This window comes from Hyphomonas johnsonii MHS-2 (assembly GCF_000685275.1).
Lineage (GTDB): Bacteria > Pseudomonadota > Alphaproteobacteria > Caulobacterales > Hyphomonadaceae > Hyphomonas > Hyphomonas johnsonii.
Genome location: NZ_ARYK01000003.1, coordinates 36,962 through 51,584, shown reverse-complemented (window position 1 = coordinate 51,584; position 14,623 = coordinate 36,962). Strand labels below are relative to the sequence as shown.

The window sequence follows — 14,623 nt, the reverse complement described above, 5'->3', positions numbered from 1 at the left end:
CGCGTTAACATGTCATGAACCACCCCCGCCAAATTGGCTTTCCCGGATTTCACGTATCTTTCTGAATCCGTGGCAAGGTCAGGCTTGGCGGAGGTATTCATGGCCATAAACGACCACAAGCAGGATCTTTTCGACTCGCTGACATTCTTTGCGTTTGTCGCGATTACGGCCCTCTGCCTGTCGTTCACGTTCTCGATGGTCGTCTATCATTTCGGCATCCCGCAGAACCCCGAAACCTTCGTGCTGACCAACCTGCTGGTCTCTGCCTGTGTTGCCATTCCAACGGCCACGCTGGCCTCCCAGCACGAGTTTCGCCTGAAAATGTACCAGCACCGGCTCGAAACGCTGGCTTCGATCGACCCGCTGACCGGCATCTCGAACCGGCGCTACTTCAAGCAGACCGTCGACGAGGAACTCAAGCGCATGCGGCGCACCCAGCAGACTGCGGGGCTCGTGATCTTCGATCTAGATCACTTCAAGCGTGTCAATGACCGCCACGGCCACAAGGCCGGAGACGCCGTGCTGCAGGAAGTCGCTGCCATCGCGTTTGCCGAACTGCGCGGCCCGTTTGACCGGCTTGGCCGCTGGGGCGGCGAAGAGTTCGTCATCCTGTTGAGCAATGTGACCCTGGAACAGTCGACCCTGGTATGCGAACGCATCCGCGAAAAAATCGCGGCCCTCACGATCGACTACAAAGGCACCCAATTGTCGGTCACGGCGAGTTTCGGCACATGCCTGCTCGGTGTCGGATCGACACTCGACCTGGCCATGGAGACTGCAGATCTCGCCTTGTTCGAATCCAAGCGCGCAGGCCGCAACCAGGTCAATTCCCGGCGCACGATCGAAATCGCCGCCTGAGCCGGTCCTGCCAGTAGCAGCAGCCTAGAGCGCCAATTCCATCTTGCCGTTCACCAGCCTTGTATAGTCGTCGACCAGCCCATGGCTGATCTCGGCCGGTTTGTAGACATGCGTGCCGATCTCGGCGACCGGTGTAATCTCCGCCGCGCTGCCGGTGATGAAGCATTCCGAGAATGTCGCCAACTCGTCGGGCATGATGGCGCGCTCGATCACTTCGATCTGCCGGGCCTGGGCCAGCTTGATCGTCGTCTGGCGCGTCAGCCCGTTCAGGAAGCAATCCGGCGTCGGTGTGTGGAGTGCGTTGTCGCGCACGAAGAAGATGTTCGCGCCTGTCGCCTCGGCAACCTGGCCGCGATAATCCAGCATCAGCGCGTCGGCATACCCGGCCTTCTCTGCGGCATGCTTGGACAGCGTACAGATCATGTACAGTCCGGCAGCCTTGGCGTGGCAGGGCGCCGTGTCGGGCGCCGGACGCCGCCAATCGGCGTGCGTCATCCGGATGCCCTTCATCTTGTCGGCAAAATAGTCGCCCCACGCCCAGACGGCCACCGCGAGATGGATCGTGTTGTTCTGGGCCGAAACACCCATCATTTCCGATCCGCGCCAGGCGACGGCGCGCACATAGGCGCTGTCGAGTCCTGATTTGGCCAGGGCCTCGCGCTTGGCCTCTTCGAGCTGCTCAACCGTGAACGGGATCTCGAACCCCATGATGCGGGCCGAATTGTGCAGGCGCCGGGAATGGTCCAGCGAGCGGAAAATCTTGCCACCATAGGCCCGTTCGCCTTCGAAAACGGCGGATGCATAGTGGAGTGCGTGCGTCAGCACGTGCACCTTGGTATCCCGCCACGGCACGAATTCACCGTCCATCCAGATGTACCCGTCGCGGTCGTCAAAAGGGATACTTGCCATGGAATCAGCGCTCCTCGCTTGCACTTTCTATATATTCGCGTTCATTTCAGACTATGGGCCCTGACGTCAACCTGAACAGACCGTTCGATCCTCGCTTGTTCCTGATGGACCAGGAGCTTGATCGCGGTGTCGGCCTTCTCATGGCGGGGGCACGTGAGCTTGTTTCTGCCGCAGAAACAGCCCGCAAGAAAGCGGGGCTGAGCAAACCAGAGATGCAGATTCTCATAGCAATCCGGTTCGACCCGGGCCGAACGGTCAGCCAGATGCGCGACGCGCTGGGCATGACGGTGCCGACATTCGCCCGCCTGATCGGCGCGCTGGACACACGCGGCCTGATCGAGCGCGAGCGACAGGAGAATGACGGTCGCCGGCGCAAGCTGACACTGTCGGACGCCGGCGTCACCCTGACCACGCCGATCGCGATCGTCCTGCGCGAGCGGCTGCGCCTCGCATTCCGCGCCGCCGGGCCCGATGCCGTCGCCGGCATGCGCATTGCGCTGGAGGCGCTGGCAAAGTGACCCGGACATGACCGATCCCGCCCACATCCTTGTCGTGGATGACGATGACCGCATCCGCGACCTGCTGAAGCGCTTTCTCAGCCGCGAGGGCTATCGCGTGACCGCCGCCCCCGATGCGGAAACTGCCAGGCGGTTCCTGGCCAACATGACGTTCGACCTGGCAATCCTCGACATCATGATGCCGGGCGAGGACGGCCTGTCCCTGCTCGCAGCGATCCGCAGCGGCCGCGAAAAGGAAACCCCCGTCATGCTGCTCACCGCCCGCGGCCAGGCGAGTGACCGGATCGAAGGCCTGAAAAGCGGCGCCGACGATTACCTTCCCAAGCCGTTCGAGCCTGAGGAACTGGCGCTGCGCTGTGCTGCGATCCTGCGCCGGTCACACAAGGAAACGCCGCCCGACGAGGTCGAAATGTCCGGCCTGGTCTTCAACGCCGCCCGCGGCGAACTGCGCGAAGGCGACCGGCGCGTCCGGCTCACCGATGCCGAGCTGCAATTGCTGAGTGTGCTGGCGGCCAAGGCCGGCGAACCGGTCAGCCGGGAAGACCTCGCGGCCCTGACTTCTGCTGGAATGGAGCGCTCGGTCGATGTGCAGGTGACCCGCCTGCGCCGCAAGATCGAGCCCAACCCCCGCGAGCCCGTTCATATCCAGACCGTCCGGGGCGTCGGCTATCGCCTGATGCCGGATTGAGGCGGCGCGCCCGATGATGCGATTGAGAGACATCACCCCGCGCGGGCTCTATGCCCGCAGCCTCCTGATGGTGGTGGCGCCGGTCGTGCTGATCCTGGCGCTCATGACATGGTATTATTACAGCAGCCATCTGGCAGAGGTGAACCGGAAGCTGGCGCAATCCATCGCCCGCGATGCTGCACTCGTGCAGTCCTATTGCGACGGTCGCCCCGATCTGCCGGTCGACCGTGACCAGCTGGCGGCCGACCTCGACATGACGTTCGACTGTGCCCGCGTCGACCCGCCCGGGGGCGGGCCAAGGCTGCAAAGGTCCTTTGCGTACCGGTCGGGCCTCAAGGAAGAGCTGGAAACCCGCCTCGGCGTACCTGTGGATGTCAGTATCGACGCCGCTTCAATGCTGCATTTCCGGTTTCCGTCCGCCAGTGGCACGGTGGAAATCCGGATCGAACGCAAGCGGGCCCTGACGGTGAACTCGCACTTTTTCATTGTCTGGGTGATCATCTCGTCCCTCATGATGCTGGGCCTGGCAGTGGCCTTCCTCAACCAGCAGGTTCGCTCGATCCTCAGGCTGTCCGAAGCGGCACGTGCCTTTGGCCGGGGCCGCGATGCGCCGGACTTTCGCCCCTCGGGCGCAACCGAAGTGCGAGACGCCGCCCGCGCGCTGATCGACATGAAAAGCCGTCTCACGGCCTTCGCCGACCAGCGAACGTCCATGCTGGCCGGTGTCAGCCATGACCTGCGCACCCCGCTCACGCGCCTGAAACTGTCACTGGCGATGATGGAAGAGACCGAGGAACTGGCGGCCGCACGCGCTGACCTCGACGACATGGCGATGATGCTCGACGAATACCTGACCTTCGCCCGGGGCGAGGACGGGGACGAACCGGTCCCGCTCGACCTTGCCGTCCTCGTTCGCGAAGCGGCGGCCGGCTTCGGCCCGCATATCGTCGTTACAGGCCCGGCATCGCTCGAGATCACAGGCCGCCCGCTGGCGCTCAAGCGCGCGGTCAACAACCTCATCTCGAACGGCGTCAAATATGCCACCGAGGTGCGCGTGAGCCTGGTTTCAGGGCCCCGTGCGGCGGAAGTGCATGTCGAGGATGATGGCCCCGGCATCGCACCCGAGCGCCGCGAAGAGGCTTTCCGGCCGTTCGCACGCCTCGACGAGGCCCGCACGCAGAACACGTCCGGCACCGGACTGGGACTCACACTTGCACGCGACACCGCGCGGGCGCATGGAGGGGATCTCAGGCTGTCCGACAGCGCCCTTGGCGGGCTGCGGGCAAGCCTGCGCCTGCCCCATTGATCGGAACAACTGCCGCGCCTGCCCATATCAGGGCCGCCACCCACCCGGAGCCTGCATGACGAACTCTCCCGCCAAACTGATCATCCGAAACGCCAAGCCGACCGACGTCGATGCCATGATAGACCTGTCCGAACGGATCTACGGCGCCGGCATGGGCTATACGCGCGACAATCTTCTCGGCCACATCAACCGGTTCCCCGAGGGCCAGTTTGTTGCCGAGTATGAAGGCCGGATCGTCGGCCATTGCGCCACGTTCATGATCACGTCTGCGGTGGCGTTCGCTCCGCATACATGGGACGAGATTACCGGCGGCGGATTTGCCGCGCGGCACGACCCGGAAGGCGACCTGCTGTACGGCATGGATGTCGGCGTCGACCCGGCCTTCCGCCGCCTGAGAATCGGCCAGCGCTTCTACAGGGCCCGTCAGGAACTCTGCCAGCACCTCGAACTCAAGGGCATCGTGTTCGGCGGGCGCATGCCCGGCTATGCGCGGCGCGCGAAGGAATATCCCAATCCCGCAGATTATATCGCGGCTGTCGTCGGGTCGAAACTGCGTGATCAGGTCATCACGTTCCAGTTGCGCCAGGGCTTCGAGCCGATTGGTGTGCTGAAGAACTACCTGCCGGGCGATGCTGCTTCGATGAACCACGCCACCCACATGTTGTGGAAGAACCCGCTGGCGCAGGAAGAAATCAAGGCGAAGCCCAGCTTCGGCGGCACGAACCTTCCGGAAACCGTGCGCATCACCACCGTCCAATTCCAGATGCGCAAGATCCAGTCCATCGACGAGTTCGAGACCCAGGTCGAATATTTCGTCGACATCGCGTCAGATTATCGCTCCGATTTCGTGGCGTTCCCGGAACTCTTTACGCTGCAATTGCTGTCGCTTGAGAAGACGCCGCTCGCGCCCATCGATGCCATCGAGAAAATCTCCGAATACACGCCCCGCTACATCGCCTTCATGGAGAAGCTGGCTGTCTCCTACAATATCAACATCATCGGCGGCTCGCATCCCAGCAAGATGGAGAATGGCGACATCCTGAACATATCCTACGTGTTCCTTCGCGACGGATCCGTTCATACCCAGCAGAAGCTTCACCCGACACCGTCCGAACGGCGCTGGTGGAATATCCAGGGCGGCAAGGGCAATACCGTGATCCAGACAGATTGCGGGCCAATCGGTGTGATGATCTGCTATGACAGCGAGTTCCCCGAACAGGCACGCCACCTTGTCGACCAGGGCGCGCTCCTTCTGTTCGTTCCCTTCTGCACCGACGAGCGGCGCGGCTATCTCCGGGTCAGGTATTGCTGCCAGGCGCGCGCCGTCGAGAACCAGTGCTATGTCGTCATGTCCGGTGTCGTCGGCAACCTGCCGAATGTCGAGAACATGGATATCCACTATGCCGAAAGCTGTATCCTGACCCCGTCGGACTTCCCTTTCTCACGCGACGGCATCGCGGCTGACACGCCGGCCAATACCGAAACAATCGCCCTGGCGGACCTGTCCTTGTCGGACCTGTTGACCGCTCGCCAGTCCGGCGCAGTCCAGAACCTGAAGGACCGGCGCTTTGATCTTTACCAGGTTGTCTGGAACAAGCAGAAGCACTAGATGCCGGGCGCGTGTTTGATCGTTATGGTTGCACTTTACAGTCTCTCAACAAATTCCGGTTAGTTCCAGAGAAACAATGGTCTGGAATCCGCCTGCATGCATGACGCCAGGAAAATCTCGCTCCAAGACGCCTGGCAATCGCTCGATTCCCTGCGCAGCGGTTTTTTTGTCCTGAGTCCTGAAAACGACCTGAGCTTTGCCAACGAGTTGGCCCGACAACACTGGCCAGACCTTTTTGCCCGCATGGACGAGGGGGCTTCACTCCACGAAGCCATTGCCGTGCAGGTGCGCAAACTGTTTCCGAAGCTCAATCAGGAAACCACGAACGTCCGCATCGCGCTCGTCGTCGATGCCGTCACGAACTGCAAGGACCTCGACATGGTGACGGCCAATGGCCGGCACGTGGCGACGATCCTGACGCGACTGAAGAGCGGAGCGCTGATCGGTCTGACCCATGACGTGACGGACCTCGTGCAAAGAGAGATCAGCCTCAATGCTGCGCGGCGGCACGCCGTCATGGCCAGCGAGGCCAAGTCCGAATTCCTCGCCTCGATGAGCCATGAAATCCGCACGCCGCTCAACGGCATCTTCGGCATGGCCCAGGCGCTTGCGCATTGTAACCTGCCCGGCGCGGAACGCGACATGGTCGATACGATCACCGAAAGCGCGCAAACCCTGCTGGCGCTGCTGAACGACATTCTGGACCTCTCGAAAATCGAGGCCGGCAAGCTGGAAATCAGTCCGGTCGTCGACAATCTCCGCAGTCGCATCATGCGCCTTGAGCGCGCCTATCGCACGCTCGCCGACAAGAAGCACCTCTATCTGCGCGTCGTTGTCGACGCCAACCTTCCCGAAAATATCGCGTTTGACAGCCTGCGCGTGCGCCAGTGCATCGACAATCTTGTGTCGAATGCCCTCAAGTTCACCGCCAAGGGTGGCGTGCTCATCGCCGTCCGCGCCGGAAAGCCCGACAAGGACGGAAAATTCCTGACGACAGTTCACGTCTCGGACACGGGCATAGGCCTGACGGAGGCCCAACGCCGCAAGCTGTTCCAGAATTTCCAGCAGGCCGACCAGTCGACAGCCCGCCGTTTCGGCGGCACCGGGCTCGGACTTGCGATCACCAAGCGCCTCGCCAACATGATGGGCGGCGATGTCACCTGCGTCAGCAAGCCGGGCGAGGGATCCGTGTTCACGCTGACCTTCGAGGCCCGTCTGGCCGAGGCTGCCGTGGCTCCACCCGCCGGCACCAAGCCCGCCGCCGTCGCGCCACGCGGCGCGACAACAGATCGCGAACAGCCTCAACTGGCCGGCAAGCGGGTCCTGGTTGTTGATGACAATGGCATCAACCGCCGCGTTGCACGGGTCGTTATCGAACCGGCAGGCGTGATCGTTTCAGAAGCGCCCGGCGGCGAAGAAGCCCTTGAAATGCTGGCACGCGAGCCCTTCGACCTCGTCCTGCTCGACGTCCACATGCCGATGATGGACGGTCCGGAAACACTGTCCCGGATACGCAGCTGCGGCGAGGCCTGGGCTGCGATTCCGGTAATCGCCCTCACGGCAGACGCCATGACCGGCGACCGCGACCGGTTCATCTCCCTCGGGATGGATGACTATGTCTCCAAGCCGATCGAGGAAAAGCAGCTTATCGCGGCAATGATTCGGGTCCTGGATGCGGCTGGCACGGCGTCGGCCAAACCGGAACGCGTCGCGAAGGCGGTCTGATCCAGCTTCCGCTCAGGCGAGCTTTGCTGCCAGCGTGTCCATGAACACGCCCAGCGTCACATCCTTGTCCGACACACCGTCCACATCGTGTGTCGTCAGCGTCACCTCGACGCGGTTGTAGACATTGAACCATTCCGGGTGGTGGTCCATCGCTTCCGCTTTCAGGGCGCAGCCCGACATGAACGCCCAGGCCGTCTTGAAGTCCGCAAACTTGTAAGTCTTGCAGATAGTGTCCCGCTCGCCGTCGCCAGCGCGCCAGTCGTCCAGTCTTGCGAGGGCCGCGCCCGCGCCGATCTTGCCTGCCATCGTCTCAGTCCTCTCCATCAAGTCCGAGCACAAAATACAGCCAGCGGCCATCCTCGGCGATGGCCGTTCGCATTCCCGGATAGCCCCTGCCCTGCCGCACCAGGGCAATACCGTCCTCGCCGATCAGCTCCCTGAGGCGCCTGCGTTCACGAAAGGACAGCTTCTCGGGGATCAGATCGGCAGCATCAAGCGCCGCCAGGTCCGGCCAGACATACCAGCGCTCCCCGTCCACCATTCTCACACCTGCCGGCTCCTCGAACAACTGGCGCAACTTCCGGGTCGGATCGAGGCCGGTCCGATTCAGCAGGTCCCAGAAGTCCCGGTGCGATTCGCCGGAAAAATTCGAGACGAACTGGTCGCTTTCGGCTGCGATTCGCGCCATCCGCGACAGCGAGCCGACCTTGGCAGCCTTGATCAACCGGTCTCGCGTTTCCACGACAGGCGCGGCCAGCTCAACATGCTGGGGCGCCTGCGGCGGTCGGGTCAGGCTCTGGTCGGGGATCACAGGCACAGGCTCTTCTGCACCTTTCGAGCAAGCAGCGAGGCCGAGGACCAGCGCCGCAAGGCACGCTCTATGCCAGCGCATAGCCGGTCACCGACTCAAGGTCGGCCAGTAACTGGCCTTCATTGAGCACCTTGATCGTGGTCATGCCCATTTGCCGGGCCGGTTTCAGGTTGATCCCGAGATCGTCCAGATAGACACAGTCCGCCGGTTCGACATCCAGCGCCTCGCACATCAGCGCATAAATGCGCGGATCCGGCTTGCGGATGCCCAGTTTCGAGCTTTCGATCACATGGTCGAACATGGCGAATACTTTCGCTACTTGAGCCGCCTTGTCATTATCATTTGTCATCGAAGCGCCTTTTCCGATCGGCGCATTGTTCGTGATGCAGCCCACCTTGCCCTGCGCCTTGCACACTTTCAAAGCGTCCACCACGCGGGGCCGGAGAGCGCCTGACAGGAGGGACAGCACGTCCCGCCCGGGCACTTCATGGCCCAGCGCCCTGGATTCGGCGCGAAACATGGCGTCAAACCCGGATGCATCGACTTCGCTGCGCTCCAGCAGCGCCCAGGCGTTTTCAAGCGGGTTCACCGCGTTGACGGACCGGATGAAATCCACCGGCAGGCCATTTTCCGTTTCGTACCGCGTGAAGGCATCGAAGGGCGAAGACGTGAAAACGCCCCCGAAATCCCAGATTACCGCTTTGAAAGTCTTTTGCATTCTGCCCCCTTAGCCTGCCTGAAATCGAGTTTCAAACCTTGAACATTGCTTGGCCGCATCTAGGGTGGCCGTCAATCACATGGATTTTGGAGGAATGATGATTATGGGTGTACTGGACGGAAAAACGGTACTGATTACAGGCGGTGGCAACGGCATTGGCCGCGAAACGGCACTGCTCGCCGCTCGCGAAGGGGCGAAAGTCGTCGTCAATGACCTCGGCGGCAGCCTGACGGGCGGCGACGAGGGCGATGCCGGCCCGGCCGAAAAGGTCGCGGCTGAAATCCGCGCAGCTGGCGGCGAAGCAGTGTCGAACTCCGAAAGCGTGACCGACATGCGTGCGGTCGAGGGCATGGTCGAACAGGCCAAGGACACGTTCGGCGGTCTCGATGCCATCATCAACCCGGCCGGGATCCTGCGCGACGGCATGTTCCACAAGATGTCAGAAAGTGACTGGGACAGCGTCATCGACGTCCACCTGCGCGGCAGTTTCAACGTCACCCGGGCCGCAGTCGAGCTGTTCCGTGAGAAAGAGAATGGCGCGTTCGTGCTGTTCACGTCCACGTCGGGCATTATCGGCAATATCGGCCAGGCGAACTATGCCGCGGCCAAGATGGGCATCGTCGGCCTTTCCCGCAGCATCGCGATGGAAGGCGAACGCAAGAATGTCCGCTCCAATGTCATCGCCCCGTTCGCGTGGACCCGCATGATCGCGTCGATCCCCGTCAAGGACGAGGCCGGCGCCCAGCGCGTCGAGCGGATCAAGAATGCCATGCGGGCCGACCAGGTCGCCCAGCTTGCCGTGGCCCTGTGTGCCGACAAGTCCAAGCTGGTTAGCGGCCAGATCTTCATCGTGCGCGGGAATGAGGTAATCCTCTGCAACCAGCCGCGACCGATCAAGTCCGTTGCCCGGATGGAAGGCTGGACACCTGACAGCCTCATCGACCAGGCTTTCCCGGCAATGCAGGGCGCCTTCACCGATCTTGGTGCCTCGGCCAGCGTCTTCCCCTACGATCCGGTCTAGGAGCGCAGCTTGGAAGAAGGCGAAGTCACCTTCCAGAAGTGCATCACTGGAAGTGATGGCTTCGCCTATTGCCGGCCCGTCGAGGCAGGAGCCGTTCCGCCGGGAACCGCCCCTGCACCGGCAGCGCTGGACACCCTTCCCCACAACCCCTTCGAAGCCCAGATCCAGCAGGCGCAGCCATTCCTGAGCGACCCGGGCGGCTGGATCCATGACCAGATCGTCCAACCGGATTTCCTGATCTCGATCGGGCTGCAACTGGGTGCGATCCTGCTTGCCCTGTTGATCGGGCTGACATTCTCGGTGCCGCTGAAGCGCCTCGTCACGGTTTCACTGCGCAGGTTCTTCGAACCACCGCGCGGTGAAGCGCTCACCATCCTGCGAAAGGGCGTCCGCCCCGCGCTCTGGGCGCTGCTCCTGTTCGGGGCCCTGTCATTATTGTCAGGGCTCGACCAGCCGACAATCCTCGTGCGCATTGCCTTGTCGCTCGCTGTCGCCTGGACCGCGATCCGGGTTGCTACCGGGTTCCTGCCCAGCGAACTGCGCCGGCCGATCGCATCGCTGACCTGGATATTCGCCATCCTCTTCGTCTTCGGTGTCCTGCCGGAAGTGATCGACTGGCTGTCGGCAATCGGCCCCAAATTCGGCGTCGGCGACAGCGCCAAACGGATCAGCCCCATCTTCGTCATACAGGCCGTCATTACCGCCGCCCTGTTCATGTATGCCGCCAGCTGGCTGGCCGCCAAGATGAAGCGCCGGGTCAACACCCTGCCGAAAGTCGAACCGTCGATTCGCATCCTGATCGGCAGCACCATCCAGATTGCGCTCTTCGTTGCCGCAGCGCTGCTGACCCTGGCCGGCCTCGGCATTCCGGTCGAGGGGCTTGCCGTACTCGGCGGCGCCATCGGTCTCGGCCTTGGCTTCGGCATGCAGAAAGTCGTCTCGAACTTCGTGTCCGGCATCATCCTGCTCTCGGAACGCTCGATCAAACCGAACGACGTCATCGAGGTGGGCACCACGTTCGGCGTCGTGGAATCGCTTGGCCTGCGCTACACGTCGGTCACGACCCAGGAAGGCAAGGAATTCCTCATCCCGAACGAGCAACTGGTGACCGACAAGGTGGTCAACTGGAGCTTTTCGAACCGGCGCGTGCGTATCTCCAAGGAGCTGCGTATCGATTACATCTCCGACCTTGAAGAGGCGATCGCCATCGTCATCGAGGCCGCCAAGGCCACGCCGCGCGTCATCAAGTGGCCGGAGCCGGTTTGCCTGGTGAAGGACTTCACCGATGAAGGTATCCAACTCGAAATGCGGTTCTGGATCGTCGATCCGGAACACGGCACGGCCAATGTCGCCTCCAACATCCTGCGCGAAGTCTGGAAGCGCTTCACAGAGAATGGCATGAGCACACCGCTGCGGCGCAAGGAAATCGTGATCGAACCGGATTCGACGCTGAACGTGAACCTCACCCGCGCGCCGCGCACGCCCAAGCCGGGCACCTGACAGGTTCGCCTATTGCGGTGCGGGCTCGGCCTCCGGCTCCGGTTCCGGTTCCGGTTCAAGCCCGAGATCATTGTGCGGGCGCAGGTCCACCGGGCCACCCTCGGCTGGTTCCGGTGCGCCCTGCCCTTCCGGTTCCGCCGCCGGTGCCAAGTCAGGTTGCGCCACGGGGTCCAACGCTTCGTCAGGCGAAGGCGCCGGCGCGGGGCGCGAAAACGTGTCGTCGGCCGCATCCAGCACGTCATTCAGCGGATCGCCCGCCGCCACCGGCGTGTCAGGGCCGGAATCATCCGGCGCGGGGTCCGGGGCATCCGGCAAGTCGGGCATTGTTTCGGTTGGCGGCGCCGGCTCACCCTTCACGGGTGGCAGTGCCGCCGGGCGCGCATCGCCAAAGACGCAGGCATCAAGCCCCTGGTGGCGCACAACGCGCATGCGGGCCTGCAGCGTGCCAGCCCGCTTCGACACATAGGGCCCCGGCGGATCGACCCGCCATTTGTTCGGGCTCGGCAGCACGGCGGCCAGCAAGGCCGCTTCACGCATGCTGAGGTCGGATGCCGGCTTTCCGAACCGGGCCTGCGCGGCGGCTTCGGCGCCGAATATGCCGTCCCCCCATTCGGCCACGTTGAGGTAGACTTCCATCACGCGCCGCTTGCCCCAGGCAAAATCGACAAAGGTTGCCATCCACATGTCGCCGGCCTTGCGCGGTGCCCCGCCGCCATTCCAGAAGAACACGTTCTTGGCCGTCTGCTGCGTGATGGTCGACGCGCCCCGCACGCCCTTGCCGCTCTTGTACTCCCCGATGGCCTTCTCGATGGCTTCCGGATCGACACCGTGGTGCTGGCAGTAGCGGGTATCTTCCGCCGCGATGACCGCGCTGACGAGGTAGGGAGAGATGTCTTCCAGCGGCACCCAGTCCCGCCGGATCGTTTCTCCGCTGATCGCGCGCTGGACCATCAGGATGGTGCCAGGCGCGGGCGCGAACTTGAGCAGCAATGCGTAGAGATGAAACGCCACGAACAGGCCGGCCAGCACCTTCACGACACGCCCCAGCCACACCCTGACCGGCCCCTTGCCGCCCCGCTGTCGCCCGCCTGCCATCGTCATGCCGTCTGGTCCCATTCCGCCACAACGCCCGGATCGGCTTCGCGATCCCGGCGGGCGGACTTCTCGGCCGCAAATCGGGCAGGATCAAGACGTGCCAGCGCCCAGATCGCTGCGCCGCGCACTTCCGGCGCTGCGTCCCCAAGCAGGGGCAGCAAGGAGGCAACAAGCGTGGGATCTGCAGAATTGCCGATCGCGATGCAGACATTGCGGACAAACCGGTTGCGCCCGCTGCGCTTGACGGGAGACCCCGAGAAGACCTCCCGGAACGTCGCATCATCCAGCGCCGCCAGTTCATCGAGTTCCGGCGCCTTCAGCTCGGCCCGCGCATGCAGCGCGGCCTCCGACGCAGCGGCGGCAAACTTGTTCCATGGGCACACGGCCAGGCAGTCGTCGCAGCCATAGATCCGGTTGCCCATCGCCGCGCGGAATTCATGCGGGATGGGCCCGGCAAGTTCGATCGTCAGGTAAGAGATGCAGCGCCGCGCATCGAGCTGGTAGGGCGCCGGAAAGGCTTTCGTCGGGCACACGTCGAGACAGGCCTGGCATGATCCGCAATGGTCGGCTTCAGCCGCATCGGGTGTGAGTTCGGCGTCCGTCAGCATCACCCCGAGGAAGAACCAGGACCCCAGGTCGCGGCTTACCAGGTTGGTATGCTTGCCCTGCCAGCCCATGCCGGCCTTTGCCGCCAGCGGCTTTTCCATCAGCGGCGCTGTGTCGACAAACACTTTCACTTCCGCGCCTGTTTCTGCCACGAACGCCCGCGCCAGCTGTTTCAGGCGCGATTTCAGAAGATCGTGGTAATCCTTGCCGCGGGCGTAGACCGAGATGTTTCCAAGCCGCGTCTCAGCCAGCATCTCCATCGGGTCGAGGCCCGGGCCATAGTTCAGCGCCACGACCACCGCAGACTTCGCCCCGGCCCACATCGCCGTCGGTGCCTTGCGCCGCTCCAGCGTCGTCTCCATCCATGCCATCTGTCCGTGGCGGCCGTCAGCCACGAAGGCCTCCAGCCGCTCGCCCGCATGCCACGGCGCATCGGCGCGGGCGATGCGCACGCCGTCAAAGCCGATCGCCCGTGCGGTCGTTTTCAGGAAGGCCTCGGGCGAACCGGCCACAGGATCAGAAGTCGAGATCGGCATAATGGGGTACAGGTCTTGTACCATCGATCCGGTCGGCAAGCAGCGGCCGGAATGCGGGACGAGACTTGATGCGTGCATACCAGGTCTTGAGGTCTGGCACAGCGTTCCACTCGACATCGCCGAAATAGTCATAGGCCGACAGGTGCGCGGCGGCGGCGAGGTCTGCGAGCGACAATGTCCGCCCGGCAAGATAACCGTTTATTTCCACCAATCCGTTCAGGAACGTGAGGCGTCCGCGCAGGGCATGCGCGCCCCGACGCAACTTTTCGGAATCCGGCTGGCGCTCGCGCCGCACCCACTGGACGACGCGTTCGGTCAGCAGCGTATCGGTGATCTCCTCACACCCGGCTTCAACCCAGGCCCACAGCCGGCGCGCTTCGGCGCGCTCGTTCGGGTCAGCGGGCAGGAGCGCGGGCAACGGGTACGCCTCCTCGAGGTGTTCGCAGATCGCCCGTGTGCCGCAGGCCACGACACGACCGGTCGCGTCGGACGACACGAGGGCTGGCGTCACCGCCCCGTACCCCAGCGCGGCCACATCGGGATGCGGGGCCCAGGCCGGTGAATCCACCCGCTCGAACCCTTCGCCCTTTTCGGCGAGGACAAGGCGCACCAACCGTCCGGCTGGATCAAGGGGCCACTGGTAGAGCCGTTTCATGATGGCGTTCACTCATAGCAGGTCTCATGCGCCGTCAGGGCAGCCATTCCGGCTGCCGCAACATGCGC

At 63.3% G+C, this 14,623-nt stretch carries 15 protein-coding genes; 8 read left to right on the top strand and 7 right to left on the bottom strand.

What is annotated here, in order from left to right; all coding sequences use genetic code 11:
• The first annotated feature begins 99 nt into the window (after positions 1-99).
• On the top strand, positions 100-858 hold the full coding sequence (locus HJO_RS06990) for a GGDEF domain-containing protein (protein WP_051618375.1): 759 nt from the start codon (positions 100-102) through the stop codon (positions 856-858).
• Between the two features lie 24 nt (positions 859-882).
• Here the strand turns inward: HJO_RS06990 and HJO_RS06985 are convergent, their stop codons facing one another.
• On the bottom strand, positions 883-1,767 hold the full coding sequence (locus HJO_RS06985; protein WP_035615502.1) for a branched-chain amino acid aminotransferase: 885 nt from the start codon (positions 1,765-1,767) through the stop codon (positions 883-885).
• On the opposite strand from HJO_RS06985, the gene HJO_RS18860 reads away from it, so the two are divergent.
• From HJO_RS18860 to HJO_RS06960, 5 genes are all read left to right on the top strand, one after another.
• Positions 1,656-2,285, top strand: a complete 630-nt coding sequence (locus HJO_RS18860) for a MarR family transcriptional regulator (protein ID WP_156945463.1) — start codon at positions 1,656-1,658, stop codon at positions 2,283-2,285. The genes HJO_RS06985 and HJO_RS18860 overlap by 112 nt on opposite strands.
• A gap of 7 nt (positions 2,286-2,292) precedes the next feature.
• Positions 2,293-2,973 carry a response regulator gene (locus HJO_RS06975; RefSeq protein WP_035615500.1) on the top strand — a complete coding sequence of 227 codons (681 nt, stop codon included), beginning with the start codon at positions 2,293-2,295 and terminating at the stop codon, positions 2,971-2,973.
• A 13-nt stretch (positions 2,974-2,986) separates the two neighbouring features.
• Entirely contained in the window at positions 2,987-4,279 is a 1,293-nt protein-coding gene (locus HJO_RS06970; protein ID WP_035615498.1) for an ATP-binding protein, read from the top strand.
• Between the two features lie 55 nt (positions 4,280-4,334).
• Positions 4,335-5,888: a carbon-nitrogen hydrolase family protein gene (locus HJO_RS06965; RefSeq protein ID WP_035615496.1), complete on the top strand. Its 1,554-nt coding sequence runs from the start codon at positions 4,335-4,337 to the stop codon at positions 5,886-5,888.
• Positions 5,889-5,984: 96 nt separating this feature from the next.
• Complete coding sequence (locus HJO_RS06960; protein ID WP_051618373.1) at positions 5,985-7,613, top strand: response regulator; 1,629 nt, start codon at positions 5,985-5,987, stop codon at positions 7,611-7,613.
• 12 nt (positions 7,614-7,625) lie between these two features.
• On the opposite strand, the gene HJO_RS06955 is transcribed toward HJO_RS06960, so the two are convergent.
• The 3 genes from HJO_RS06955 to HJO_RS06945 are packed head-to-tail and all read right to left on the bottom strand — an operon-like array spanning position 7,626 to position 9,142.
• Positions 7,626-7,919 carry a 4a-hydroxytetrahydrobiopterin dehydratase gene (locus HJO_RS06955; RefSeq protein ID WP_035615494.1) on the bottom strand — a complete coding sequence of 98 codons (294 nt, stop codon included), beginning with the start codon at positions 7,917-7,919 and terminating at the stop codon, positions 7,626-7,628.
• Between the two features lie 4 nt (positions 7,920-7,923).
• Entirely contained in the window at positions 7,924-8,505 is a 582-nt protein-coding gene (locus tag HJO_RS06950) for a hypothetical protein (protein ID WP_035615492.1), read from the bottom strand.
• Positions 8,492-9,142: an HAD-IA family hydrolase gene (locus tag HJO_RS06945; protein ID WP_035615490.1), complete on the bottom strand. Its 651-nt coding sequence runs from the start codon at positions 9,140-9,142 to the stop codon at positions 8,492-8,494. The genes HJO_RS06950 and HJO_RS06945 overlap by 14 nt, the downstream gene beginning before the upstream one ends.
• A 103-nt stretch (positions 9,143-9,245) precedes the next feature.
• Here HJO_RS06945 and HJO_RS06940 point away from each other — a divergent pair, with 103 nt between their 5' ends.
• Both HJO_RS06940 and HJO_RS06935 read left to right on the top strand, forming a co-directional pair.
• Positions 9,246-10,163, top strand: coding sequence for an SDR family NAD(P)-dependent oxidoreductase (locus HJO_RS06940; protein WP_035616045.1), 918 nt, complete (start codon positions 9,246-9,248; stop codon positions 10,161-10,163).
• A 9-nt stretch (positions 10,164-10,172) separates the two neighbouring features.
• Positions 10,173-11,663, top strand: a complete 1,491-nt coding sequence (locus HJO_RS06935; protein ID WP_051618372.1) for a mechanosensitive ion channel family protein — start codon at positions 10,173-10,175, stop codon at positions 11,661-11,663.
• A gap of 9 nt (positions 11,664-11,672) precedes the next feature.
• Here HJO_RS06935 and mtgA read toward each other — a convergent pair whose 3' ends face one another.
• The 3 genes from mtgA to HJO_RS06920 are packed head-to-tail and all read right to left on the bottom strand — an operon-like array spanning position 11,673 to position 14,555.
• Positions 11,673-12,764, bottom strand: coding sequence for a monofunctional biosynthetic peptidoglycan transglycosylase (gene mtgA / locus HJO_RS18140; protein ID WP_156945461.1), 1,092 nt, complete (start codon positions 12,762-12,764; stop codon positions 11,673-11,675).
• Positions 12,761-13,900, bottom strand: a complete 1,140-nt coding sequence (gene queG / locus HJO_RS06925; protein WP_035615488.1) for a tRNA epoxyqueuosine(34) reductase QueG — start codon at positions 13,898-13,900, stop codon at positions 12,761-12,763. Before queG ends, mtgA begins: the two co-directional genes overlap by 4 nt.
• Positions 13,881-14,555, bottom strand: a complete 675-nt coding sequence (locus HJO_RS06920; protein WP_035615486.1) for a glutathione S-transferase family protein — start codon at positions 14,553-14,555, stop codon at positions 13,881-13,883. Before HJO_RS06920 ends, queG begins: the two co-directional genes overlap by 20 nt.
• Between the last annotated feature and the right edge of the window lie 68 nt (positions 14,556-14,623).